The sequence below is a fragment of the Micromonospora sp. NPDC050397 genome, assembly GCF_044901685.1.
In the GTDB taxonomy this organism is placed as follows: domain Bacteria; phylum Actinomycetota; class Actinomycetes; order Mycobacteriales; family Micromonosporaceae; genus Micromonospora_G.
Map to the genome: position 1 here is coordinate 305,971 of NZ_JBJDPS010000002.1, position 25,026 is coordinate 330,996.

20 protein-coding genes are annotated in these 25,026 nt (G+C 73.1%); 17 read left to right on the forward strand and 3 right to left on the reverse strand.

Going from position 1 to position 25,026, the window contains the following annotated elements; translation table 11 throughout:
- Nucleotides 1–19: 19 nt before the first annotated feature.
- Both ACI2K4_RS07485 and ACI2K4_RS07490 read right to left on the reverse strand, forming a co-directional pair.
- On the reverse strand, nt 20–556 hold the full coding sequence (locus tag ACI2K4_RS07485) for a universal stress protein (RefSeq protein WP_404509554.1): 537 nt from the start codon (nt 554–556) through the stop codon (nt 20–22).
- A complete protein-coding gene (locus ACI2K4_RS07490) occupies nt 553–2,352 on the reverse strand; it encodes an alkaline phosphatase D family protein (RefSeq protein ID WP_404509555.1) in 1,800 nt (599 codons plus the stop codon). Before ACI2K4_RS07490 ends, ACI2K4_RS07485 begins: the two co-directional genes overlap by 4 nt.
- 153 nt (nt 2,353–2,505) lie before the next feature.
- Between ACI2K4_RS07490 and ftsY the strand changes: the two genes are divergently transcribed.
- The 7 genes from ftsY (at nt 2,506) to ACI2K4_RS07525 (ending at nt 11,716) form a co-directional block, all read left to right on the forward strand.
- The gene (gene ftsY / locus ACI2K4_RS07495; protein ID WP_404509556.1) at nt 2,506–3,717 is read left to right on the forward strand and encodes a signal recognition particle-docking protein FtsY; all 1,212 of its coding nucleotides are present in this window, start codon (nt 2,506–2,508) and stop codon (nt 3,715–3,717) included.
- A 5-nt stretch (nt 3,718–3,722) separates the two neighbouring features.
- Entirely contained in the window at nt 3,723–4,553 is an 831-nt protein-coding gene (locus ACI2K4_RS07500) for an aminoglycoside phosphotransferase family protein (protein ID WP_211349366.1), read from the forward strand.
- Nucleotides 4,554–4,843: 290 nt separating this feature from the next.
- A complete protein-coding gene (locus ACI2K4_RS07505) occupies nt 4,844–6,238 on the forward strand; it encodes an ammonium transporter (protein WP_404509557.1) in 1,395 nt (464 codons plus the stop codon).
- Nucleotides 6,239–6,263: 25 nt separating this feature from the next.
- Entirely contained in the window at nt 6,264–6,602 is a 339-nt protein-coding gene (locus ACI2K4_RS07510; protein WP_173041812.1) for a P-II family nitrogen regulator, read from the forward strand.
- A 10-nt stretch (nt 6,603–6,612) separates the two neighbouring features.
- Nucleotides 6,613–8,901, forward strand: coding sequence for a [protein-PII] uridylyltransferase (locus ACI2K4_RS07515; RefSeq protein ID WP_404509558.1), 2,289 nt, complete (start codon nt 6,613–6,615; stop codon nt 8,899–8,901).
- A gap of 170 nt (nt 8,902–9,071) precedes the next feature.
- Nucleotides 9,072–10,619: a signal recognition particle protein gene (gene ffh, locus ACI2K4_RS07520; RefSeq protein ID WP_404509559.1), complete on the forward strand. Its 1,548-nt coding sequence runs from the start codon at nt 9,072–9,074 to the stop codon at nt 10,617–10,619.
- On the forward strand, nt 10,619–11,716 hold the full coding sequence (locus ACI2K4_RS07525) for an amidohydrolase family protein (RefSeq protein WP_404510291.1): 1,098 nt from the start codon (nt 10,619–10,621) through the stop codon (nt 11,714–11,716). The genes ffh and ACI2K4_RS07525 overlap by 1 nt, the downstream gene beginning before the upstream one ends.
- A 128-nt stretch (nt 11,717–11,844) precedes the next feature.
- Here ACI2K4_RS07525 and ACI2K4_RS07530 read toward each other — a convergent pair whose 3' ends face one another.
- Nucleotides 11,845–12,186 (reverse strand): hypothetical protein, encoded by a 342-nt coding sequence (locus tag ACI2K4_RS07530; protein WP_404509560.1) that lies wholly within the window; start codon nt 12,184–12,186, stop codon nt 11,845–11,847.
- A gap of 256 nt (nt 12,187–12,442) precedes the next feature.
- On the opposite strand from ACI2K4_RS07530, the gene proS reads away from it, so the two are divergent.
- From proS to trmD, 10 genes are all read left to right on the forward strand, one after another.
- Complete coding sequence (gene proS / locus ACI2K4_RS07535; RefSeq protein WP_404509561.1) at nt 12,443–13,849, forward strand: proline--tRNA ligase; 1,407 nt, start codon at nt 12,443–12,445, stop codon at nt 13,847–13,849.
- Nucleotides 13,850–13,940: 91 nt separating this feature from the next.
- Complete coding sequence (locus tag ACI2K4_RS07540) at nt 13,941–14,561, forward strand: DUF402 domain-containing protein (RefSeq protein WP_404510292.1); 621 nt, start codon at nt 13,941–13,943, stop codon at nt 14,559–14,561.
- A 160-nt stretch (nt 14,562–14,721) separates the two neighbouring features.
- Nucleotides 14,722–15,288 carry a hypothetical protein gene (locus ACI2K4_RS07545; protein WP_404509562.1) on the forward strand — a complete coding sequence of 189 codons (567 nt, stop codon included), beginning with the start codon at nt 14,722–14,724 and terminating at the stop codon, nt 15,286–15,288.
- Between the two features lie 15 nt (nt 15,289–15,303).
- Nucleotides 15,304–19,032: a PKD domain-containing protein gene (locus ACI2K4_RS07550; RefSeq protein WP_404509563.1), complete on the forward strand. Its 3,729-nt coding sequence runs from the start codon at nt 15,304–15,306 to the stop codon at nt 19,030–19,032.
- A 39-nt stretch (nt 19,033–19,071) separates the two neighbouring features.
- Nucleotides 19,072–20,067 (forward strand): polyprenyl synthetase family protein, encoded by a 996-nt coding sequence (locus tag ACI2K4_RS07555; protein ID WP_404509564.1) that lies wholly within the window; start codon nt 19,072–19,074, stop codon nt 20,065–20,067.
- Nucleotide 20,068: 1 nt separating this feature from the next.
- A complete protein-coding gene (locus tag ACI2K4_RS07560) occupies nt 20,069–22,630 on the forward strand; it encodes a geranylgeranyl reductase family protein (RefSeq protein WP_404509565.1) in 2,562 nt (853 codons plus the stop codon).
- 225 nt (nt 22,631–22,855) lie between these two features.
- Nucleotides 22,856–23,323 carry a 30S ribosomal protein S16 gene (gene rpsP, locus ACI2K4_RS07565; RefSeq protein ID WP_404509566.1) on the forward strand — a complete coding sequence of 156 codons (468 nt, stop codon included), beginning with the start codon at nt 22,856–22,858 and terminating at the stop codon, nt 23,321–23,323.
- Nucleotides 23,298–23,558: an RNA-binding protein gene (locus ACI2K4_RS07570; RefSeq protein ID WP_246017239.1), complete on the forward strand. Its 261-nt coding sequence runs from the start codon at nt 23,298–23,300 to the stop codon at nt 23,556–23,558. The genes rpsP and ACI2K4_RS07570 overlap by 26 nt, the downstream gene beginning before the upstream one ends.
- Nucleotides 23,558–24,124, forward strand: coding sequence for a ribosome maturation factor RimM (gene rimM / locus ACI2K4_RS07575; protein WP_404509567.1), 567 nt, complete (start codon nt 23,558–23,560; stop codon nt 24,122–24,124). The genes ACI2K4_RS07570 and rimM overlap by 1 nt, the downstream gene beginning before the upstream one ends.
- A 73-nt stretch (nt 24,125–24,197) precedes the next feature.
- Nucleotides 24,198–24,974 (forward strand): tRNA (guanosine(37)-N1)-methyltransferase TrmD, encoded by a 777-nt coding sequence (trmD, locus tag ACI2K4_RS07580; protein WP_404509568.1) that lies wholly within the window; start codon nt 24,198–24,200, stop codon nt 24,972–24,974.
- The last annotated feature ends 52 nt before the right edge of the window (nt 24,975–25,026 follow it).

A 25,026-nucleotide genomic window follows, 5' to 3' on the forward strand; every position in this document is an offset into this window, starting at 1 on the left:
ACCGCTCGCGCGGCACCCGCTACGGGACGACGACGACCGGCCAGTGACCGGACCTGACCAGCCGGGCGGCGATCGAGCCGACCAGTCGGTGCCCGGCCTGGGTGGAGGCGCCGACCACCACCATGTCCGCCTTCAGCTCGTCGGCGACCGTACGCAGTTCGGCGTACGGGTCGCCGCGCCGGCCGAGAAAGGTCAGCGGTACGCCCAGCTCCGTCGTGGCGGTGCCGATCTCCTCGCGCAGCTCGGCGCCGAGCTCTTCGAGCGCGTCCTGCACCTGGTCGCCGGCGCCCGGGGTGAGCGAGGCGAGCACGGGTGGCGCGGCCACGAAGACCACCACCAGTCGGCTGCCCTGGCGGCGGGCCAGACCGGCGGCGTACGCCACCGCGCGCATCGAGGTCACCGTGCCGTCGACCCCGGCGAGCACCACCTTCGGGCCGTCGGTGCCGCGTTCGAACGGTGAGGTGCCGGCCTGCTCCAACGGGACCCTCCTACGTGGGGCGGAAGATGTCGCCTGTTCCGTGACCGTACGCGAGGCGCCGACCGGGGTGCCGGTCAACTCCCGGTGCTGAGTCGTTTCCGACCGACCGTACGCAGCGTCCCGTCCTTGCCGGTGCCCTCGATCACCACGTCGGCCTGCCGGCCGGTGTGCGCGAGGGTGCTGATCGCGTTGCCGAAGTACGGCCCGGTCAACCGCCGCCACCGCACCCCCGGCCGGCGCACCCCGGCGGTACGCGCCAGCGCCCGCGCGGCCCCCGCGGGCCCGGCCCACCAGCCGAGTTTCAGCAGCGGGCGCATGAAGGCGGGCACCTGGTTGTGGATCGGCGAGCAGGTCAACTGGTGCACGGGGGTGCGTACCTCGGCGGTGAAGCGCGCGCGGGCCACGTACGAGTGGTGCACGTCGCCGGAGAGCACGCTGATCGACGCCGGTGCCGGGTACGCCGGACCGGCCCCGACCGGCACCTCGCCGCCGTCGGAGGACCCGGACCCGGACCCGGACCCGGACCCGGACCCGGACCCGACGACGCCGCTGGTCTGGCCGGTGCCGAGCCGGGCGAAGAGCGCGGCCAGGGCCTCGAACGAGCGGTCGAAGGCGGCCCAGTGCTCCAGGTCGAAGGCGCGGCGCAGCCGCTCGGCGAGCGCCGCCACCCGGGGCCGGCGGGAGTCGGCCATCCGTTCGTTCCACGACTCGACGTGGTGTACGGCGGGCGGGAGCAGCCAGGGCAGCGACGACCCGACCACCAGGTGGTCGTAGCTTCCGTGCGCCCGGTCGACGAACCAGGTCCACTCCTCCGGCGAGAGCATCGAGCGGCGGGTCCGGTCGAGCACCCGGCCGCACCGGTTGTCCAGCATCACCAGCCGGGTCCGGCCGATGTCGAGCCCGTAGCTCCACTGGTAGCGCCCGACCTGGACCGGCCCGCCCAACGGGTCGGCGCCGGGGTCGGCGCCGCTCTCCGCCGCCGCCTCGCTCACGTGCGCGTCCACCCGGGCGCCGAACTCGCGCAGCACCGAGGTCGCGTCCGACGCGGCGGTGACCTCGGCGTAGACCGGGTCGCCCACCACCTCGTCCGGGGAGAGGTTGCCGAGGTGCTGGTAGACCCAGTAGGAGGCGATCCCGCTGGCGATCCGCTCGGGCCACCACGGCTGCCGCGCGACCTCCGCCCGCCACCGGGCCGAGGTGTTCCAGTCGTCGATGATCTCGTGGTCGTCGAACATCATCACGCTCGGCACGGTGGAGAAGAGCCAGCGGATCTCCGGGTCGCGCCAGGACTCCAGGTACAGCTTGGTGTACTCGTCGAAGCTCACCACCTGGTCGGCCGGCGCGTTCCGGGGCCGGTTGCGGCGTCGGCTGAGCAGCTTGCGGACCGTCGGCGAGGTGACGTCGGCGTAGACCTGGTCGCCCAGGAGCACCATCAGGTCGGGCAGGGCGCTCGGGTCGGCGCCGGCCATCAACCGCCGGGCGTACGCGTCGAGGGCGTCCGGCGGGAGGCGACGCGCGGTGGCGTGCTGGGTGGTCTCCCGGCACGAGCCGAAGATCAGCCGGACCGGTTCACGGTCGTCGTCGGCCGACCGGGTACGGATCACGCTCGGCGGGTACGTCGACTCGGGCATCGGCCACACCCGCTCCTCGTCCAGCCACACCTCGTACGTGCTGGTGCTGCCCGGGGTGAGCCCCTCCACCACCACCAGGGCGTAGTGGTGGTCGAAGGCGCTGAACGTGGGGGACGTACCGCTGGCGCCGTCCGGGGTGCGGACGGTGACCACGGTCGGCGCGCTCGTCTCCACCCAGACCGTGGCCCGGGTGTCGACCACTCGACGCAGCAGCGGACCGATCAGCAACCGGGTGACGGGCATGGCTGGACCTCCGAGGGGGTGGGTGGATTCATCCTTCCTACCCTGCGGGTGATCACGCCACCCGGGTTTCGGCGGAGGGTACCGGTGATCTCCATCGCCCCTGTCGGGAGCGGCGGCTGGGCCGGCGTCGCGTCCATCTGTCAGGATTCCCGCATGGAGTACCTCGTTCTCGCGCTGATCCTGCTGGGTGTGCTGCTCCTCGGCACCGTCGGCCTGGTGGTGCCGAGGCTGCGGCGCAAGCCCGAGCCACCGCTGCCGGACACGAGCGTGCGGACCCGCCCCACCGAGGAGGGGCCGGTCCTCGAGGCACCGCCCGGGGAACTGGCCGGCACCGGCACGGTGACCGCGCCGCCGCCGGCCGAGCCGGTGGCGCCCCCGACGGCACCCCCGGCCGAGCCGGCGCCGACGATCGAGCGCCCGGAGCCGACCGCCGGCCGGCTGGTCCGGCTGCGGGCCCGGCTCTCCCGGTCGCAGAACGTCTTCGGCAAGGGGTTGCTCAGCCTGCTCAGCCGGGACCACCTCGACGAGGAGGTCTGGGAGGAGATCGAGGACGCCCTGATCACCGCCGACGTCGGGGTGGACGCCACCAGGGAGATCGTCGGCCGGCTGCGTGAGCGGACCGCCGTGCTCGGCACCCGCAGCGCCACCGAGCTGCGTACGTTGCTCGCGGTCGAACTGGTCAACGCGCTCGATCCGGGTCTGGACCGGTCGTTGCGGGCGACCGCGCACGACGGCACCCCCGGGGTGGTGCTGGTGGTCGGGGTGAACGGTGCCGGCAAGACCACCACCTGCGGCAAGATCGCCCGGGTGCTGGTCGCGGACGGGCGTACGGTCCTGCTCGGTGCCGCGGACACCTTCCGGGCCGCCGCCGCCGAGCAGCTCACCACCTGGGGCGGCCGGGTGGGCGCCGAGGTGGTCCGGGGGCCGGAGGGCGCCGACCCGGCGAGCGTGGCGTTCGACGCGGTCCGGCGGGGTATCGACCTCGGCGTGGACACGGTGCTGATCGACACCGCCGGCCGGTTGCAGAACAAGGTCGGCCTGATGGACGAGCTGGGCAAGGTCAAGCGGGTGGTGGAGAAGCACGGCCCGGTGGACGAGACGCTGCTGGTGCTGGACGCCACCACCGGGCAGAACGGGCTGGAGCAGGCCCGGGTGTTCATGGAGGTGGTCGACGTGACCGGGGTGGTGCTGACCAAGCTCGACGGCACCGCCAAGGGCGGCATCGTGATCGCCGTACAGCGCAAGCTCGGGCTGCCGGTCAAGCTGGTCGGCCTGGGTGAGGGCCCGGACGACCTGGCCCCGTTCGACCCGGCCCAGTTCGTCGACGCGCTGATCGGCACCGATCCGCTGGGCGCCGAGGCGTAACCTCGGTGACCTACCGTGAACCGCCGCCGCGCATCGGGAGACCGTACGTGACTTCGCAGGAGATCCCACTGCACGGCGGCAACGTGAGCACCGTCGTACGCGTCGGCGACACCGTACGCCGCAACGCCGGGCCGTGGACCCCGTCCGTGCACGCCCTGCTGCGACACCTGGAGTACGTCGGCTTCACCGGTTCGCCCCGGGCGCTCGGGATGGACGAGCGAAACCGGGAGGTGCTCTCGTACCTGGAGGGGGAGTGCGGCGAGTACCCGCTCGCCCCGCACTGGGTCACCGACGAGGCACTGGTCACGGTCGCCACGATGCTGCGGATGTTCCACGACGCCCAGTACGGCTTCGCCCCCGTCACCGGCGCGGTCTGGCGTTCGTTCGGCCCGCCGCCGCCGGACACCGAGGTGATCTGTCACCACGACGCCGCCCCGCACAACGTGATCTGGCGTCCGGACGGCACCCTCGCACTGATCGACTTCGACCTGGCCTCGCCCGGGGCGCGGATCTACGACGTGGCGTACGCGGCCTGGACCTGGGTGCCGCTCTTCTCCGACCGGGACTCGTACACGCTGGGCTGGAAGCGACCGAACCGGCCGCGCCGGCTGCGACTCTTCGCGGACGCGTACGGGCTGATCCCCCGGGACCGGCACCGGTTGGTGCGGACGATCCGGAAACGAATTGTCGATCATGTCGAGGGAATTCGTCGGATGGCAGCCGCCGGGGAGCCGGCGTTCGTCCGGATCGTGCACAAGGGACACCTACGGCGGCCAATGCGTGATCTTCGGCTGCTCGACTACGAGCGGCACACCCTGGAGTACGCGCTCCGCTGATCGGTGTCGCTTTCCGTATAGCTCGGGCGGCCCTTTCGGTTGATATGCCCCCACCCGTTCTATCGAGTGTGAGGCTTTCTTCACACGTCCGAAACAACTGGTGACGCCGTGGAAACGCGCCGGAGTCCCTGGGTGAAACAGCCAGCCGGGAAGCTTCCGCGCAACCGGCGCACGGGCGGCGCTGCCCCTGAGCCGGTGGAAGTTTCGACTCGGGCCGCGTGGCAGCGGGGACAGGCCGGGCCACGAATCGGAGCTTTCGAGGGGAGGAAACTCGATTTTAGGAGGCCAGCGTGCCTGAAGCACCGACGATCGACGGCGCCAACACCACGTGGCTGCTGGTTTCGACGGCGCTCGTGTTGCTCATGACCCCGGGTCTGGCGCTGTTCTACGGCGGACTGAACCGGTCCAAGGGTGTTCTGAACATGATGATGATGAGCTTCTCGGCCATCGGGCTCATCTCGGTTCTGTGGTGGTTCTACGGATTCAGCGTCGCCTTCGGCGCGGACGTGAACGGATTCTGGGGCGACCCGGCCGCGTACCTCGGCACCAAGACCTTCCTCGCGGAGACCGACCTCTGGGGCGCCACCGCGGAGAACCCCAGCGGCATCGGCGTCCCGCTCTACGTCTTCATGGCCTTCCAGATGGTCTTCGCGGTGATCACGGTCGCGCTGATCAGCGGTGCCATCTCCGACCGGGCCAAGTTCGGCGGCTGGCTGCTCTTCGCCTTCGGCTGGGCTACCCTGGTCTACTTCCCGGTCGCGCACTGGGTCTGGGGCGGCGGCATCATCGGCGGCGACATCCACGCGCTCGACTTCGCCGGTGGTACGGCCGTGCACATCAACGCCGGTGCGGCGGCGCTCGCCGTGGCACTGGTGCTGGGCAAGCGGCTCGGCTGGCCCAAGGAGGGCATGAAGCCGCACAACATCCCGCTGGTGGCGCTCGGCGCCGGCCTGCTCTGGTTCGGCTGGTTCGGGTTCAACGCCGGTTCCGAACTGACCGTCGACTCGGTCGCCGGCCTGGCCTTCATCAACACCCAGCTCGCCACCGCCGCCGCCGTGCTCGGCTGGATCGCGGTCGAGTGGATCAAGGGTGGCAAGCCGACCATGGTCGGCGCCTCCTCGGGTGCCGTCGCCGGTCTGGTCGCGATCACCCCGGCCTGTGGGTTCATCGCGCCCTGGGCCTCGGTGCTGCTCGGTATCGTCGCGGGTGTGGTCTGTGCCCTCGCGGTCAGCCTGAAGTACAAGCTCGGCTTCGACGACTCGCTCGACGTGGTCGGCGTGCACTTCGTCGGCGGTTGGATCGGGTCGCTCTGGCTCGGCCTGTTCGCCACCAACTCCGTGAACGCCGCGATCACCGACGTGGTCGGCGCCTCCGACGGGCTCTTCTACGGCGGCGGGGCGACCCAGCTCGGGCGGCAGGCGCTGGCCGGTCTGATCGTCACCGTCTGGTCGTTCGCCATCGCCTGGGTGCTGGCCTTCGTGATCGAGAAGACCGTCGGCTTCCGGGTCAAGACCGAGGCCGAGGTCGACGGGATCGACATCGCGGAGCACGCGGAGAGCGGCTACGACCTCTCCACCGGTGGCGGCAGCGGCGGTGGCGGCGCGTTCGCCATGGCCGGTATCGGCACCCCCAGCAACACCTCGGCCGAGCCGGCCGCTCCGGTCAGCGAAAAGGTCGCCGGTTAACGTTCCTGTGATGGAGGGGTTGGACATGAAGCTGGTGACCGCGGTCATCAAGCCGTACCAACTGGACGCGGTGAAGGAGGCCCTGCACGCCCTCGGCGTGGCGGGCCTGACCGTCAGCGAGGTCCAGGGGTACGGACGGCAGAAGGGCCACACCGAGGTGTACCGGGGTGCCGAGTACACCGTGGAGTTCCTGCCGAAGATCCGGGTCGAGGTGCTGACCGACGAGATCGACGTCGAGAAGGTCGTCGACGCGGTGGTCACGGCCGCCCGTACGGGCAAGATCGGCGACGGCAAGGTCTGGGTCACGGCGGTGGAGGACGTCGTCCGGGTCCGGACCGGTGAGCGCGGCCTCGACGCGCTCTGAGCGAATGGCGATGACCAGGGGGACCGGGCCGGCGGCGGAGCTCGCCGACACCGGATCACCACTGCTCGACGCCGGGATCGGCGCCGCCGCGCGGGAGCACCGCGCGGCGGCGCTGGACGCCTGGCTGCGTACCCTGATGCCGTCCGGACCGGGCGGCGCCGACCTGGCCGGCGTGGCCCTGGTCGCGGTCGGCGGCCTCGGCCGCCGGCAGTGCTCGCCCTTCAGCGACCTCGACCTGGTGCTGGTCCATGACGGTCGGCCCGGCATGGACGAGCTGGCCGCCGCCGTCTGGTACCCGATCTGGGACGCCCGGCTCGGCCTGGACCACTCGGTCCGCACCGTGGCCGAGGCGCTCTCCGTCGCGCGGGACGACGTCAAGGTCGCCCTCGGCCTGCTCGACGCCCGGCACGTCGCCGGTGACGAGTCACTCACCGGCAGACTCGTCCCCGCCGCCGCCGAACAGTGGCGGCGCACCGCGGTCCGACAGATGTCCTCGTTGCGCGAGGTGACCAACGCCCGCTGGCAGGCCCACGGCGAACTCGCCTTCCTGCTCGAAGGCGACCTCAAGGAGGCCGCCGGTGGGTTGCGGGACGTCGGGCTGCTGCGTGCCATCGCGTACGCCGGGATCAGCGACGCCCTGCGCCCCGCCGTACGCGCCGCCCACCTGCGCCTGCTCGACACCCGCGACGCGCTGCACGTCTCCCGGGGACGGCGGGTCGACCGGCTGGTCGCCCAGGAACGCGAGGCGGTCGCCGCCCTGCTCGGGCTCGACGACGGCGACGCGGTGCTGCGCCGGGTCGCCGGGGACGCCCGTACCGTCAGCCATGCCCTCGCCGACGCGTTCCGGGCCGCCGACCGGCTTCACAACGGCCGGCGGCGCGGCCAGGACGGTCGGGGCGCCGACGGCCGGCTGCTGCGCCGCCCGGTCGCCCGGGACGTGGTCGAACACGACGGCGAGTTGGTGCTGGCCCGGACCGCGATCGGCGCCCGGCCGGACCCGAGCCTCTCGCTGCGGGTCGCCGCCGCCTCGGCCAGCACCGGACTGCCGATCGCGCGGGCCACCTGTGAGTGGCTCGCCGCCTACTGCCCACCGCTGCCCACCCCGTGGCCGGCTCCGGCCCGGGCCGCGCTGATCACCCTGCTCGGCGCCGGCCCCGGGCTCGTCCCCACCTGGGAGACCTGCGACCGGTACGGGCTGATCGACGGCTGGCTGCCGGAGTGGCCCCGGTTGCGCAGCCTGCCCCAGCACAACCCGGTGCACCGGTTCACCCTGGACCGGCACCTGGTGCAGGCCGCCGCCGAGGCCACCGCGTACGCCCGCGAGGTCGAGCGCCCGGACCTGTTGCTGCTCGCCGCGTTCCTGCACGACGTGGGCAAGGGGCTGCCCGGCGACCACAGCAGTGTGGGTGCCCCGATCGCGGCGTCGATCGCCGCCCGGATCGGCCTGCCGCCGGCCGAGGTCGACCTGATCGAGAAGCTGGTCCGGTTGCACCTGCTGCTGCCCGAGGTGGCCACCCGGCGGGACCTGCGCGACCCGGTGACCATCTCGCACGTGGCCGGCGCGGTCGGCGACCGCCAGACCCTGGACCTGCTGCACGGGCTGGCCCGGGCCGACGCGCACGCCACCGGCCCGGCCGCCTGGTCGGACTGGAAGGGCCGGCTGATCGCCGAACTTGTGGGTCGGGTGCACACCGCGCTGGACACCGGCGAACTGCCCGACCCGCCTGCCCCGGACCCGGCCCTGCTGGACGGGGCGCTGCCCGCCGTACACCTGGACGACGGGCGGGTCGCGGTGGCCGCCGCCGACCGACGTGGCCTGCTCGCCGCGGTCGCCGGTTGCCTGGCCCTGCACCGGCTGGAGGTGATCTCCGCCGACGCCAGCACGGTGGCCGACCGGGGGCTGGTCGAGTTCCAGGTCCAACCCCGGTACGGCACCCCGCCCGACCCGATCGCGCTCGGTGCGGACCTGCGCCGGGCGGTCACCGGGGACGTCTCGGTCACCCAGCGGCTGCGCGGCCGGGCGTTGGCCGGTCGCGGCGCGGGGGCGGCGCCGAAGGTGGTCTGGCACCGGGCGGTGGCCACCGACGCGGTGGTGCTGGAGTTGCGCGCGGCGGACTCCGGCGGCCTGCTCTACCGGGTCGCCAGCGCGCTGGACGAGGCGGGTGCGCTGGTCCGGGCGGCCCGGATCTCCACCCTCGGCGGTGACGTGGTCGACGCGTTCTACCTGGTCGGCGACTGGTCCGACCCGGCGGAACGGGACCGGGTCGAGGCGGCCGTGTTGACCGCCGTGGCTTCCTGAACGGCACCGGTGCCCGGACCGGTGCATCCGGGCCGGGTGCCGGGTCGGGGTCACCCGGGCGGCAGCGACGCGGCGGCCGGGGCGGTGGGCGGCTACCCTAGCGGTGGCCGGGTGTGTGGTTGCCCGCCCGAGTCCTACCCGCGGAAACTAGACAAACGGGATGTTGCGCCGTGTTTGACACCTTGAGCGATCGCCTCTCCGGGATCTTCACCAAGCTCCGCGGCAAGGGCCGGCTCACCGACGCCGACATCGACGCCACCGCCCGGGAGATCCGGCAGGCGTTGCTGGAGGCCGACGTCGCGCTGCCGGTGGTCAAGGCGTTCATCGCGAGCCTGAAGGAACGGGCCCGGGGCGCCGAGGTCTCGCAGGCCCTCAACCCGGCCCAGCAGGTCATCAAGATCGTGCACGAGGAGCTGGTCGGTGTCCTCGGCGGCGAGGGGCGGCGGCTCCAGTTCGCCAAGCAGCCGCCGACAGTGATCATGCTCGCCGGTCTCCAGGGTTCGGGTAAGACCACCCTCGCCGGCAAGCTCGCGCGCTGGCTCAAGGCGCAGGGCCACCAGCCGATGCTGGTCGCCGCCGACCTCCAGCGGCCGAACGCGGTCGGCCAGCTCCAGGTGCTCGGTGGCCGGGCCGGGGTCGAGGTCTACGCGCCGGAGCCGGGCAACGGCGTCGGCGACCCGGTGCAGGTGGCGAAGGCGTCGATCGAGCACGCCAAGCGCGCCGCCCGGGACATCGTCATCGTCGACACCGCCGGCCGGCTCGGCATCGACGCCGAGATGATGGCCCAGGCCGCCTCGATCCGGGACGCGGTCCAGCCGGACGAGGTCATCTTCGTCATCGACGCGATGGTGGGTCAGGACGCGGTCCGGACCGCCGAGGCGTTCCGCGACGGCGTCGGCATCACCGGTGTGGTCCTCTCCAAGCTCGACGGTGACGCCCGAGGTGGTGCGGCGCTCTCCGTACGCGAGGTCACCGGGCAGCCGATCCTGTTCGCCTCCACCGGCGAGAAGCTGGAGGACTTCGACGTCTTCCACCCGGACCGGATGGCCAGCCGGATTCTCGGCATGGGCGACGTCCTCACTCTGATCGAGCAGGCCGAGCAGGCCTTCGACTCGGATCAGAAGGAGAAGATGACCGCCAAACTGATGGGCGGCGAGCAGTTCACCCTGGAGGACTTCCTCGACCAGCTCATCGCGGTCCGCCGGATGGGTCCGATCGCGAACGTGCTGGCCATGATGCCGGGCATGGGGCAGATGAAGGACCAGCTCGCCGAGCTGGACGACAGCCACTTCGACCGGGCGACCGCGATCATCCGGGGCATGACCCCGGGCGAGCGGAGCAACCCGAAGATCATCAACGGCTCCCGCCGGCTCCGGATCGCCAACGGCTCCGGGGTCACCGTGATGGACGTCAACCAACTGCTCAACCGCTTCACCGAAGCGCAGAAGATGATGAAGCAGATGGGCGGCATGATGGGGCTGCCCGGTGGCCGGCGCAAGGCGACCAAGTCGCCGAAGAACAAGCGCAAGGGCACCAAGGGCGGCGGTCGGCCCCGGGTCGGCGGTCCCGCCGGTGGTTTCCCCGGTGGCGGCTTCCCGGGCATGCCACAGTTGCCGCCGGGGATGGACCCGGGCGCCCAGCAGGGCCTGCCACCCGGTTTCAAGCTGCCGAAACTCGACTTCAACAAGTTGACCAAGCGGCCCGACGACAACAAGTGATCCCGGGGGCACCGGATCGGGTGCTGCACGTACGCGGGGTGGTTCTCCCCGACGACCAGGTCCGTGACCTCTGGCTGGTCGGCGACCGGGTGACGTACGAGCCGGTGGCGGGGGCGGAGACGATCGCCGAGCGCGGGTTCGTGCTGCCCGGACTGGTCGACGCGCACTGCCACATCGGCATCGCCCCGAGCGGGCGGCCGATCGGCGGGCTGGACGAGGCCCGCGCGCTGGCCGTACCGGACCGGGAGGCCGGGGTGCTGGCGATCCGGGACGCCGGGTCGCCGTACCCCTATCCCGAGTTGGACGACGAGCCGGGACTGCCCCGACTGGCCCGCGCCGGTCGGCACATCGCGCCGCCGAAGCGTTACCTGCGCGACATCGCGGTCGAGGTCGGACCGGACGAGTTGCGCGCGGCGGTGACCGCGCAGGCGCGGGCCGGCAACGGCTGGGTCAAACTGGTCGGCGACTGGATCGACCGGGACGCCGGTGACCTGGCGCCGACCTGGGACGAGGCCAGCCTGGCCGGCGCGGTCCGGGCCGCCCACGAGGCCGGGGTACGTGCCGCCGTGCACACCTTCTCCGAGTCGGCCGTGGAAGTCATGGTCCGGGCCGGGGTGGACTCGGTCGAGCACGGCACCGGGCTGAGCGTGGACCTGGTCGACGAGATGGCCCGGCGGGGGACCGCGCTCGTCCCCACGATGATCAACATTGACACCTTCGGTGGCATCGCCGAGCGGGCGGCCGAGCGTTTCCCCGGCTACGCGAAGCACATGCTCGCCCTGCGCGACGGCTTTCCCGAGGTGGTCCGGGCGGCGTACCAGGCCGGGGTGCCGATCTACGTCGGCACCGATGCCGGTGGCGGCATCAACCACGGGCTCGCCGCGCAGGAGATGCTGCTGCTGCACGAGCGGGCCGGCATGTCCACCCTGGACGTGCTCGCCGCCGGCTCCTGGGGGGCCCGGCAGTGGCTCGGCTTTCCCGGCCTGGTCGAGGGCGGCCTGGCCGACCTGGTCGTGTACGACACCGACCCGCGTACCGACCTCCGGGTCCTGCGCACCCCCCGCCGCATCGTGCTGCGCGGCCAAGTAATCCGCTGACCCACGCCCCAGTCCCCACGCCCCGGTCCACGCCTCCGGTTGATCCACGCGCTCCGAACTGTTCTCCGGGTGGCCTCGGCGACAGACCGGAGCGCGTGGATCGAGGAAGGAGCGGGCCGGTGTCGGCGTCAGCCGCAGAGGACGTCGGTCAGGGTGTAGCTGGTGCCGCCGACGACCTGACCGCCGAGCGTGTACGTCCAGACCTCGGTCGTGTTGCGGCAGTGGTACGTGGCGACGCCGGTGCCGCTGGCGACGTACTGCTGTGCGCCGCCGTTCTGGCTGCGGAACAGCACGAGGTGTCCCGGCTGCCAGGGGCCGGCACAGGCGGCACCGCCGGTGACCTCGACCTTTCCGGCGTAGTGGGCGATCGTGTAGATCCCCTGACAGGGCACCGCCTGTGCGGCGGAACCCGGGACGAGGACGGCGGTGGCGGCGATTGCCGCGGCGGCGAGAAGCCTGACGATCTTCACGGTGATCCTTCGCGGGAGGCAACGGGGGACGGGTGCCGTACGGCGGCCGGGCAGGCGAACGCACCGCTCGCCGATCCGCCGGGCCAGCGGAATTGGGGACGATCAATGACCCGTGGACGCAGTGATCGTAAGTAGACGAACAGATTGCCGCAAGATTCGAAGAGAACTCTGAAAAAACATGCGAACCACCCGATCCCGGGGTGACGGGGTCGGGCCGGGACGGGGGAGCGGCGCGGGGCGCATAGGATGTGCGGTCATGGCACGCGTGCTCACTCCCCGTGCGGAGGATTTTCCCCGCTGGTACCAGGACCTGATCGCCAAAGCGCAGCTCGCCGACAACGGGCCGGTGCGCGGGACGATGGTCATCCGACCAGCGGGCTACGCCATCTGGGAGCGGATGCAGGCCGAGATGGACAACCGGATCAAGCTGGCGGGGGCGGAGAACGCCTACTTCCCGCTCTTCATCCCGGAGAACTACCTCAAGCGCGAGGCCGAGCACGTCGAGGGCTTCTCCCCGGAACTGGCCGTGGTCACCCACGGCGGCGGCAAGCCGTTGGCCGAGCCGGTGGTGGTCCGCCCGACCAGTGAGACGGTGATCGGCGAGTTCATGGCCAAGTGGGTCGACTCGTACCGGGACCTGCCGTTGCTGCTCAACCAGTGGGCCAACGTGGTCCGCTGGGAGCTGCGCCCCCGGATCTTCCTGCGTACCAGCGAGTTCCTCTGGCAGGAGGGGCACACCGCGCACGCCGACGAGGCGGACGCGCGGGCCTACGCCCGCCGCATCCTGCACGAGGTGTACGAGGACATGATGGTCAACGTACTGGCCATCCCGGTGGTCGTCGGCCGCAAGACCGCCCGCGAGCGGTTCGCCGGTGCCACCAGCACGTACACGCTCGAAGGCATGATGGGCGACGGCAAGGCGCTCCAACTCGGCACCAGCCACGAGCTGGGGCAGAACTTCGCCAGGGCGTTCGACATCACCTACTCCGCCGCGACCGGCGGGGTCGAGCACGCGTGGACCACCTCCTGGGGGACCTCCACCCGGATGCTCGGCGGTCTGATCATGACCCACGGCGACGACAACGGGCTGCGGGTGCCGCCCCGGCTCGCCCCGGTCCAGGCGTACCTGATGGTGGTCAAGGCCGGTGACGGGGTCACCGAGGCGGCGGCGAAGCTGCGCGACGCGCTGCGTGACGCCGGGGTCCGGGTCGCGCTCGACGAGCGGGTGGACACCCCGTTCGGCCGCCGGGCCGTCGACGCCGAGCTCAAGGGCTATCCGGTACGCGTCGAGGTGGGCCCGCGCGACCTGGCAGCAGGTAATGCGGTGATCGTCCGGCGCACCGACGGGTCGAAGACTCCGGTGCCGGTCGCCGACGTCGTCTCGGCGGTGCTCGCCGCGCTCGACGCCGACCAGAAGGCGCTCCACGACGAGGCGCTCGCGCTGCGCGAGTCCCGCACCGTAGAGGTCGCCACCCTGGCGGAGGCGATCGAGGCGGCGGCGAACGGCTGGGCCCGGGTGCCGTGGTCGGCGGTCGGCGTCGAGGGCGAGGCCGAGGCGAACGGCCAGGGCGTCACCGTACGCTGCCTGGTCCGGGCCGACGGTTCGGTGCCGGACTCGGAGGACGAGCCCGACCTGGTCGCCATCCTGGCCCGCTCCTACTGACGGTTTCGACGAGCTGACGGTGTCGAGCGCCGCGCGTCACCTGTCGCGAACCGGGGCCGCCGAGCCCCGGTTCGCCCCCGGCCGACTGATCATGCACCGCAACGTACGGCGGGGCCGGATCGGCTGGGTCCGCGCGGCCCGGGTGGTCAGCGACGACGAGCGGGGCCTACTGCTCTGGATCGGCCGAGGCTCCCCGGTGGCGAACGAGGTCGCCGACGACGGCCGGGGCATGCGCGCGATGCCGTTCGCCGAGTGGCTGACCCGGGGCTACCAACTCGCCACGGGCGTCTGGACCGGGCCGCCGCTGTTGAAGTTCCTGCCGACCGGCGCCGACCACTCGGTCTGGCTGTTCCGGGGCGCCGACGACCGGTTCGCCCACTGGTACGTCAACCTCGAAGAGCACGGCGTGCGCTGGGACGACGGCACGGTGGCCGGGGTGGACGTCGTCGACCAGGACCTCGACATCCTGGTCGAGCCGGACCTGAGCTGGCGTTGGAAGGACGAGGAGGAGTTCGCCGAGCGCCTCGGGTTCCCCGACGGTTACTGGGTGCCCGACGAGGCGGCGGTCCGGGCCGAGGGGCTGCGGGTGGTGGCGACGATCGAGTCCGGTGCGTTCCCGTTCGACGGGACCTGGACCGACTTCGTACCCGATCCGACCTGGACGGTCCCGGCGGCGCTGCCGCCCGGCTGGGACCGGCCGCCGGCCCGCTGACGTCCGGGTCGGGACCGGCTGCCGGCGGGCCTGCCCCGAGCTGACCTCCAATTCGGACAAACGGGCACGACAAACTGTGTCGTGCTCCTGACAGAAATCGTAAAACCGCAGGTCAGAGACCTAGGCTCCGGGCAAGTCGTTCCACCGGTGGGAGGTCCCCGTGACCGACCAGATCACCTCCTGGGCAGACCTGCAGGCACGCGCGGCCGAGATCCTCGCCCGGGTCAACGCCAATCCCCGGTTGGGCCGCGCCGCGGCGGCCAACCCGATGCTCACCATCGAGCGGCTGGACTACGCCATCGACCCGGAGGCCCGGACGGCCATCGCCGACCGGCTCCGGTTGGGGTCCGGCGCCGCCGAGCGGCTCGCCGACCTGCGTCGGGAGGTGGCCGCCCTGGCCGGACGGGCGGTCGACCCGGACGATCCGGAGGACGTACGCAGACTCCTGGTCGAGTTGGGCATCGTCGCGGTGTCGCCGGCACCGGTGCTGGACACCACCGCGCCACGTTGGCACCCCGAGGGTGCCGCACCTGACCCGCTGCGTCGCCTGCGCGACCAGCACCCGGTCCTGGCGCCGCTGCTGGACTACCGGCGGATCTCGGCCGCCCGGCCCCGGTTCGCGCCCGAGTGGATCTTCGTACGCCTGCTGGAGGCGGACCAGGCGGCGTCCGTGACCGAGGTCGTCGGACGGCTGCGCCCCGGGACGCCGTCGAGCGTCGAGCGGTAGCGGAGGAGGGCGGGCATGGCCGAGACGCACGGGTACGACATCGTGATCCAGGCGACGTCGGCGCTCCCGCGCAAGGCGCTGCGGGAGGCGTGGAGATCCGGCACCGTGCCCCGGTACCTGCCGATCCCGGCCGGAATCGACCTCGGCGGCGGCCACACCACCGCCGGTGGCCAGATCGAGGTCGCGCCGCTCGGGCTCGACGCCGAACTCCTACCCACTGGCGACGGTTGCCGCCTCGTCCTCGGTCTGGTCGTCCAGGTCACCCTCGCCGACCCGCCGGTTCCCTCGGCCCGGCTGCTCGACCTCACCGCCACCGTACGGGCACAGGTGCCGATCGGTACGCTGCCGGACTCCCGCGATGTCGGGATCCGACTCGGCGGGCTGCCCCGCGACGCGGTCACCGTGACCGTCACCAGCGGCGCCCCGACCGCCGGCAAAATCGACCAACTCCTGGCCGAGTACGTCCACCTCGGGTACGAGAACGGCGGACCCGGTGGCGTGATCCACCCGGGGGCACCGGTGTTCCCGCACGAGCGGGACGACACCGGGCAAGGGTTCTCGTTCGGCGCCGGTGGCTACCGGTTCGACACCCACCTGGAGTTGTACGACGACCAGAGCCAGCCCGCGTACCGGATCGAGGTGGGACGACCCGGCCCGACGCAGGCACTGTTCAGCGTCCCCTGCTACCTGCGCCTGTGGCACGCCGCCGAGGGCACCGGTCCGGCGCCGACGGGCACTTCCACTCCTACCTCCGCGCTCGCGGAGCCGATGGGGATCGGGGGGCGGCTGGAGATCCTGGTCGACCTGGAGACGTCGCCGGGGGCGTACACGTTGCGGTTCGACACCGCGACGGTGACCGCGGCCCAGATCGCGCCGGCACCGGGGCTGGAGGGGACCAACTACACGCTGAACAACAGTGCTCTGTTCGGGCTCCTGGAACCCGCCCTGCGCGGCTGGCTCGCCGAGTGGGGCGGGACGCTGGTCGCGGGCTTCGGGCCACGGACCGTACCGGTGCCGACCACCGGTCGGATCGAGGCCATGGTCGCGGACGTGTTCCACGCCGACCTCGGCGGCCGGGACCACCTGGCGCTCTGGACCCCGGGGGCCGGCGCCGAGCCGTTCGAGGCGCGTGACGTCACCACCCGGGTCGCCCTCGACGCCCTCACCATCGCGGTCAACGCCGGACCCGGCGCGGACATCGCCGCCGTCGGGCAACTGGTGCCGACCGGACGCGACTTCGCCATCGCACTGCCCGGACCGGTGCTGCGCGCGGCGATCGAGGCCGCCCGTGCCGCCAACGGCTGGTCCGATGCCGACCTGCCCCGCCGGTTCGAGCGGGACGACACCCGGGCGGAGGTCCGCGAACTCGAGCTGAGCCTGACCGACAGCGGCATTCGGATGACCGGCGCGCTCACGGTGGTCGACGCGATCCTCGGCTGTGTCGACGTCGACGTGACCTTCCGGTCCGACGCGGACCTGCGCTGGAACCCGGACGGCGGCACCGGTCCCGACGGCGTGCAGGCGCTGGAGGTCGAGGTGGTCGGCGACCCGGAACTGGACCCGGAGCGGTCGGTCGCGTACTGGCTGGTCGCGATCGTGCTGGGGCTGACGAGTTGGGGCGCGGGCAGCATCCTGGTCGGGATCGCCGCGGTGGTGACCGCCGCCGTACTGACCGGGATCGCCGCCACCATCGGCGGGTCCAGAGCGGTCGACCCGCGCGACGGTACGGTCCGGGGCATCAGCGGCTGGCCGGGCGAACTGGCCGGGATCGGCCGGGTACGGGCGGTCTTCCACAACCCGGTCACGATCGGCGGCGACGGTCTCGTGGTCGCCGGCACCCTGGAGGTGACCAGTTCGTGCGCGCGGACGGCGGTGCTCGTCGCCCGCAGCGGCGGATCGTACGCGGGCACCGCCGGCACCCCGATCACCCTGACCGCCGGCAACACCGACCCGGCCGCCCGGTACGTCTGGCGGCCCGGCGACGGCAGTCCGCCGGTCACCACCCGAGACCTGGCGCACACCTACTTCGTCAGCGGCGTGCACCTGGCCACCCACTCGCTCACCGTCACCGGCCCCGGCGGCGCCACCAGTCACCACTTCGCCCTGGTGCACGTGGCCAACGTGCCGCCGACCGTGGACGCCGGCCCGGACGTGGTGGTCGACGAGGGCGAACTGGTCACCCTGGTCGGCCGCTTCTCCGACCGGGAGTGGACGGACACGCACGAGACCACCTGGAACTTCGGCGACAACTCGCCGACCGAACCGGGCACGCTGGCGGAGACCAACACCCCGCCCCGGGCCGAGGGGACCAGCACCGCCCGGCACGCCTGGTGCGACGACGGGGTCTACGAGGTGACCCTGCGGGTGCGCGACCGCGACGGCGGCGTGGCCACCGACACCCGGCTGGTGACCGTACGGAACGTGCCGCCGGTCGTGGACGCCGGTCCGGACCTGTTCACGTACCCGGCGACGGTGCTCACCCTCACCGCCGCCTTCAGCGACCCCGGCTGGTGCGACACGCACACCGCGACCTGGGCGTTCGGCGACACCACGGCCGCGATCCCGGCCGTGGTGACCGAGACCCACCAGCCCCCGGCGAGCCGGGGCACGGCGGTGGCGGCGCACCGCTATCCGGACTGCGGCACCTTCGTGGCGCGCTGCACCGTGGTCGACGACGACGGCGGGGTCGGCAGCGACGAGGTGGTGGTCCGGGCCATCGACGTGGTCAACCGCCACTTCGAGGACGGGTTCGCCCAGCGCGGCACCGGTGCGGTGGCGATCGGGTGGGAGCCGTACCTGCGGTCGGCGTCGTCGGGCAACACCGCCGCCCGGCACACCGCCAGCAACTTTGTCGTGCACGGCGGTCGGCGGGCCCAGGGGCTCCAGGCCGGCGCCCGCGAGCGGGTCGGGATCCACCAGCGGATCGGCGCCAACCCGGACTGGTCCTACCAGCTCACCGCCTGGTACGACCTCGACCAGGCCCGGCCGGGCACGGCCCGGCTGGGGGTCGACCCGGCCGGGGGCGTCGACCCGGGCGCCGGCTCCGTCGTCTGGAGCGACGGTACGGCGACCGAACGGTGGAGCCCGCTGACCGTACGGGTCACCGCCGGCGCCGCCGCGATCACGGTCTTCCTGGAGGCGTACCGGGCGGACGGGCGGGACCCCGCTCCGGGAGCCGAACGGGTCTGGTTCGACGACGTGGAGTTGCTCGCCGCGCAGCCGTACTGCCCACCGGTGGCGGCACCGGCGGCCGAGGCGGCGCTCGACTTCGCTGACCGGGACCGGGGCACCCAGTTCCCGCCGGAGTGGTCCGAGCAGGACTTCTCCCTACGTACGCCGGACGGCGGTGCGCGGGCGGTGGTGAGTCTGGAGCCGCCGGCCGACGGCACCGCGCTCCGGCTCGGCCTCGGCCTCGTGATCCGGCCACCGCGCCCGGCCGAACGGGTCACGCTCACCCTGCTCAACGCCGGTGGTCGGCCGCTGTCGCTGATCGCCGTCGACGCCGGTGGCAACGTGCGGGACCGGGCCCAACTTCCGCCGGCCAGCCAGGCGCTGCCGGCCGCCGTCGTGCTCACCGGGCCGGGCATCGTCGCGGTCCGGATCGACGGCCGGGGCGCGGAGGCGTTCCTGGTCCGCTGCCGGGCGGTGCTCGGGACCCCGGTCCCGCCCGCCCCGCGTGAACCGGTCCACCCGGTGACACCGCCACCCGGTACGGGCACGGTGGAGAGGGGTTGGCGTGGCTGACCGTACGACCGTCCCCGGCCGTGGCCGCAGGTGGCCGCGATGACGGTGGTCGGCGCGGCGACGGTGGACGACCGGTGGCTGGCCAGCGCGCGGGCCCGGACCGCGCTGGGCGACCTGGACCGGCGGATGAAGGACGCGGTGGCGTCGCGCGACCCGGGTCTCTGGACGATGGCCACGGCCCTGCTCGACCGGGGCGGCAAACGGATCCGGCCGGCGTTGCTGCTGGTCGCCGGTGAGTTCGGCACCTTCCGGCCGGACCGGCTGCTCGACGCGGCGGTCGCCCTGGAGTTGCTGCACCTGGCCACGCTCTACCACGACGACGTGCTCGACCGGGCGGTCAGCCGCCGGCACGGGCCGACCGCCAACGCCCAGTGGGGTGACGCCGCCGCCCTGGTCACCGGCACCTTTCTGGTGGCGAGGGCGAGCGCCCTGATCACCGCCTTCGACGACTGTTACGGCCGGGACGTGGCCCGCGCGGTGGTCGCGCTCTGCACCGGGCAGCTCCGGGAGACCGAGAACGCGTTCCACACCGGACTGACCGAGGACGAGTACATGCGGATCATCGCGGGCAAGACCGCGACCCTGTTCGAGCTTCCCTGCCGGCTCGGCGCGCGGCTGGCCGACGCGCCGGACCGGATCGTCACCGCCCTCTCCCGGTACGGCCACGACCTCGGCATCGCGTTCCAGCTCGCCGACGACGCGCTGGACGTGTGGGGCAGCGCGGAACGGCTGGGCAAGTACCCGCTCGGCGACGTACGGGAGGGGGTCTACACGCTGTCCGTACTCCGGCTGCTGGCCCGCGCGACGCCGGCCGCGCAACGGGTACGCGAACTGCTCGGCCTGCTCGACCCCGGTGCCGCCCAACTCGCCGAGGTGCGCAACCTGGTGCTCCGCTCCGGGGTGGTGGACCAGGTCCTCGGGGAGGCCCGGGAACTCGCCACCCGGGCCCGGGGTCACCTCGCCGTGCTGCCCGAGGGTCCGGCCCGGGAGTCGCTGTGGCGGCTGGCCGACCACGCCATCGCCAGGGCCGGCTGAGATGGCCGGGGCGGCCGGCGCGGATCGGCTCGACGCGGTGGTGGTGGGTGCGGGCCCGGCGGGCTCGGCCACCGCGTACCACCTGGCCAGGCGGGGTCGGCGGGTGCTGTTGGTGGACCGTCGCGACTTTCCCCGGGACAAGAGCTGCGGGGACGCGCTGACCCGTACCGCGGTCCGGTTGCTGGGCGAGATCGGGGTGCTCGACGAGCTGACCGGGGCGGCCCGGGTCGGCGGGGTCCGGGTCCGGATGCGCGGCCGGGGCAGCCGTGACCTCTGGTACGACGGGGACGGGCCGGTGGCGTACGGGATGGTGGTGCCCCGGCTGGAGTTGGACGCGAAGCTCTGCCACCGGGCGGTCCGGGCCGGTGCCACCCTCTGGTCCGACGCCCGCGCGACCTACCTGCTCGGCGAACCCGGCGCGGTACGCGGGGTCGAGATCGAACGGGACGGGCGGCGGATGGCGGTCCGGGCCCCGGTGGTGGTCGCCGCCGACGGGGCGGGCTCCGGACTCGGCCGGCAGGCCGGGCTCCGCTCCGCCGAGCGGGACCGGACCGGGTTCGCCGCCCGGGGCTACTTCGCCGACGTGACCGGCCTGGATCCACTGCTGGAGATCCACCTGCCGCTCTTCGACGTCACCGAGCGGTTCCTGCTGCCGTCGTACGGCTGGGTCTTCCCGGTCGGCGGCGGTGTGGTGAACGTCGGCGTGGGCCTGTTCGACCCCGCCCACCGGGACAGTGTCCGTGGTCTCTACGAGAGGTTCGTGACCGAGCTGACCAGCTCCGATCCCCGGTTCCGCCGGGCCCGTCCGGTCGGCCGGATGAGCGGGGCACCGCTGCGTCTCGACTTCGACCCGGCCCGCTGCGGGGTGCCGGGGCTGCTGCTGGTCGGCGACGCCGCCGGGCTGGCCAGCCCGTTCACCGGGGAGGGGATCAGCCTCGCGCTGGAGTCCGGGGCGCTGGCCGCGACCCGGATCGACGAGGCGCTGCGGGAGTCGGCCGACGACCCGGTCGACCCGGCCCCGTACGCGCGTGCGCTGGCCAGCCGGCACGCCGGCTACTTCGAGGCCGGTCGCCAGACCGCCCGCCGCTACCTGCTCGGCTGGCGCGTACTGGAGTCGACCTTCGACGACGACCGGCCGATCTTCGAGCTCTGCCGGCGGCTCGCGTTCCTGCCCGACGGCGCCCGCGCCGACCGGCTGCTCAGCCCGTTGCCGGCGATGGACCCGGTGCTGGGCCGGGCCCTGCGGCGGGACCTGCTCGCCGTCGCCGAGCTGCTCACCGGTTGCGTACGCGACGACTGGCCGATGTTCGTCCGACTGGTCGCGCCGGACGAGGAACTGGCCGCCGTCGGGCTGCGGCCGGCGGTGCTCCTGCTCCTCGCCGGGTACGTGGGCGGGCGCCGTGACCCCGTCGCGCACGCCCTGGCGGCGGCGGTGGACCTCGGTCTGCTCGCCGGTCTGGCGCTGGACGGCGCGGGACCGCCACCACCCGGTACGGCCACCGGCGGTCCGCCCGTGCCGAATCCGCCCGGTGCCGGGTACGCCGTCCTGCGGGTGCCCGGCTGGCCACCCGGCCCGGCGACGGCACCGAATGATCGGGCGACGGCGCCGCCAGATGGTCGGATGACGGCGCCACCCGGTGACCGGGTGACGGCGCCGCCGGGTGGTCGGGTGACGGCACCGCCGGCTGGTCGGGCGACGGCACCGCAGGGTGGTCGGGTGACCACGGGCCGACCCGGAACCGGGGACGGCCCCTCCGTGGGCCGGTTGCCCTCCCCCCGGGGCGCCCCGCCGCCCGCCGGTTCCGGGCTCCGCCAGTCGGCCGGTCCCGGGCCGACGCCGTGGGGGAGCCGGTTCGCCGTGCTGGCCGCCGACTACCTACTGGCCCGTGCGTACGAGTTGGCCGCGCGGGGCGGGGCGGCGGTGGTCGCGGAGTTCGCCGAGGCGCTGACCGTGAGCTGCGAGGCGCGCGCCGTCGAGCTGGGCGAGCAGCGACGGCAGGGTACGGCCGGACCGTCAACTCCACCCTGGGCCGCTGCGACCCGGCCAGGCGACGCCGGCCGGCTGGGGGATTCCCGGGACGGCGACCTGTCGGCGCGGGTCGAGCTGCTCGCGGGCCGGATGGCGACCATCTTCGAGCTGCCCTGCCGGCTCGGGGCCCGGCTGGGTGGTGCGAGCGCCTCGGTGGTCGAGGCGTTGGCCGGTTACGGGCGGCATCTCGGGGTGAGTCACGCGCTCACCGAAGAACTGCGGGCGCGCGGGGGCGCCGGGCCGGACCGAGTGGTCCCCACGCCACGCGTCGGCGGGGCGGGCCCGGGGCGGCGGCCGGACGACCAGGGTTCGGGGCGGCGGCCGGACGACCAGGGGGCGGGGCAGCGGGCGGAGATCGCCCGGTTGGCCGAGGAGCACGGCCGGCGGGCCCGGGAGGCACTCGCCCGGGTGCCCGACGGTCCGGCCCGCGACCTGCTGCGGCTGATCGGCGAGCGGTCGTGGGCGGGATCGGTCGAGCCTCCGGCGCGGCCGGGGATGCGGCATGACGGGAAACGCCCGGAGCGCGGTCATTAGGACAATCCGGGCGGATGTACGCGTTGGTCGGGTCCGAGGTGAGATCTCCGTGGCGGATCTGGCACAATGGGTCGCTGGTATCCGGCACGCGTCCGGCGCCCTCTAACCCGGGCGTGTCGCCAGTCCACCGAGTTGTCTCCGGCCCAAACCCCACTGTGCCGGTCGGCGCTCACCCGCCCACCGCCCTCCCGGGCCGGTGAGAATCGCAACAGGAGCGAACACACTGTGGCCGTAAAGATCCGGCTCCTGCGGATGGGTAAGATCCGCAACCCGCAATACCGCATCGTCGTCGCCGACTCGCGCACCAAGCGTGACGGTCGGGCGATCGAGTTCGTCGGGATCTACCAGCCGAAGGAGCACCCTTCGGTGATCCAGGTCAAGTCGGACCGGGTCCAGTACTGGCTGTCCGTCGGCGCGCAGCCGAGCGAGGCGGTCCAGCGTCTGCTGGAGAAGACCGGCGACTGGCAGCAGTTCAAGGGCCTGCCGGCCCCGCCGCCGCTGCTGGTGGCGGCCGAGCGGACCGACCGCCTGGCGGCGTACGAGGCCGAGGCCAAGGCGGCGGCCGGTGTCGCCGACGCGCCGGCGAAGCCGGCCAAGAAGGCAGCCAAGGCTGCGCCGGCCGAGGCCGCGACGGCCGAGGAGCCGGCGAAGACCGAGGAGCAAGCTGGTGCCGCCTCCGGCGAGCAGGCCTGACATGGCTATCCGGCCGGCACTGGAGCACCTGGTCAAGGGCATCGTCGATCACCCGGACGACGTGCGCGTCCGGCTGGTCGACTCGCGCCGGGGCAAGCGGCTCGAGGTGCGGGTGCACCCCGAGGACCTGGGCACGGTGATCGGCCGTTCCGGCCGCACCGCCAAGGCGCTGCGCCAGGTGATCGGGTCGATCGGTGGTCGCGGGGTCCGGGTCGACATCGTCGACTCGTACTGATGCTCCTGATCGTCGGCCGGATCGGCCGGCCGCACGGCGTCCACGGCGAGGTCACCGTGGAGGTGCGGACCGACGAGCCTGAGGCACGGTTCGCCGTCGGGACGGTGCTGCGCACCGAACCGACGGCGGCCAGCCGGGGCGGCAACGCGGCCCCGGCCGCCCGTCCGGGGGAGCCGGTGACGGTGCCGGAGGAGCTGACCGTCGAGACGGTCCGCTGGCACCAGGGGCACCCGTTGATGCGCTTCGAGGGCTTCTACGACCGGGATCTCGCCGAGGTGCTGCGGGGCACGATGCTCCTGGTGGACAGCGCCGAGGTGACCCCACCGAGCGACCCGGACGAGTTCAACGACCACCAGCTCGTCGGCCTGACCGTCGTGAGCCCGACCGGCGAGACGCTCGGCGAGGTGGCCCGGATCGATCACGCCCCCGCCTCCGACCTGCTGGTGCTGCGCCGGCCGGAGGGGGGCACCGCGTTGGTGCCGTTCGTCAAGGCGATCGTGCCCGAGGTGGACCTGGCCGCCGGCCGGGTCGTGGTCGACGCCCCCGCCGGTCTCTTCGACCTCTGACCGGCGCTCCCACTCCGACCCGCGCCGTTCCCTCGCCGGACCGGCGCGGCCTTCGAGCTGAGCGGTGACTGGCATGCGCGTTGACGTGGTTTCCATCTTCCCGGAGTATTTCGCGCCGCTGGATCTCTCCCTGATCGGCAAGGCGCGCACCTCCGGCACGCTCGATCTCGCCGTACACGACCTGCGGAGTTGGACGTACGACGTGCACCGGACCGTCGACGACACCCCGTACGGCGGTGGGCCGGGCATGGTCATGCGGCCGGAGCCGTGGGGCGAGGCGCTCGACGCCCTGGTCCCGCCCGGTGCCACCCCGTCGCCCCGGCTGCTGGTGCCGAGCCCGGCCGGAGTGCGCTTCACCCAGTCCCTCGCGTACGAGCTGGCGGCGGAATCCCACCTCGTCTTCGCCTGCGGCCGGTACGAGGGCATCGACCAACGGGTGCTCACGCACGCCGCGACCCGGATGCCGGTCACCGAGGTCTCGCTCGGCGACTACGTGCTCTTCGGCGGTGAGGTGGCGGTGCTGGTGATGCTGGAGGCGATCACCCGGCTGCTGCCCGGGGTGCTCGGCAACGCCAACTCCCTCGACGAGGAGTCCCACGCGCACGGGCTGCTGGAGGCGCCGGTCTACACCAAGCCGCCCTCCTGGCGGGACCTGGACGTGCCGGAGATCCTCCGCTCCGGCGACCACGGCCGGATCGCGCGCTGGCGGCGGGACGAGGCGCTGCGACGTACCGCGGAGTGCCGGCCGGACATGATCAGCGAGCTTCGGGCCGAGCAGTTGGACAAACGGGACGTGGCCACCCTGGCCGAGGCCGGATTTCAGGTGCCGCCGGCCGATATGGCAAAGTAGGGAGGTTGCCGTGCTTCTCCGCGCCGCGGAGGGGTACGAGGATCGCCGGTTC

Excerpts from the sequence above, each read along its gene's own strand:
- ACI2K4_RS07490 (WP_404509555.1), bottom strand. The coding sequence starts at position 2,352 with ATGCCCGTCACCCGGTTGCTGATCGGTCCGCTGCTGCGTCGAGTGGTC.
- ftsY (WP_404509556.1), top strand. The coding sequence starts at position 2,506 with ATGGAGTACCTCGTTCTCGCGCTGATCCTGCTGGGTGTGCTGCTCCTC.
- ACI2K4_RS07510 (WP_173041812.1), top strand. The coding sequence starts at position 6,264 with ATGAAGCTGGTGACCGCGGTCATCAAGCCGTACCAACTGGACGCGGTG.
- ACI2K4_RS07515 (WP_404509558.1), top strand. The coding sequence starts at position 6,613 with ATGACCAGGGGGACCGGGCCGGCGGCGGAGCTCGCCGACACCGGATCA.
- proS (WP_404509561.1), top strand. The coding sequence starts at position 12,443 with ATGGCACGCGTGCTCACTCCCCGTGCGGAGGATTTTCCCCGCTGGTAC.
- ACI2K4_RS07540 (WP_404510292.1), top strand. The coding sequence starts at position 13,941 with ATGCACCGCAACGTACGGCGGGGCCGGATCGGCTGGGTCCGCGCGGCC.
- ACI2K4_RS07550 (WP_404509563.1), top strand. The coding sequence starts at position 15,304 with ATGGCCGAGACGCACGGGTACGACATCGTGATCCAGGCGACGTCGGCG.
- ACI2K4_RS07555 (WP_404509564.1), top strand. The coding sequence starts at position 19,072 with ATGACGGTGGTCGGCGCGGCGACGGTGGACGACCGGTGGCTGGCCAGC.
- ACI2K4_RS07560 (WP_404509565.1), top strand. The coding sequence starts at position 20,069 with ATGGCCGGGGCGGCCGGCGCGGATCGGCTCGACGCGGTGGTGGTGGGT.
- rimM (WP_404509567.1), top strand. The coding sequence starts at position 23,558 with ATGCTCCTGATCGTCGGCCGGATCGGCCGGCCGCACGGCGTCCACGGC.
- trmD (WP_404509568.1), top strand. The coding sequence starts at position 24,198 with ATGCGCGTTGACGTGGTTTCCATCTTCCCGGAGTATTTCGCGCCGCTG.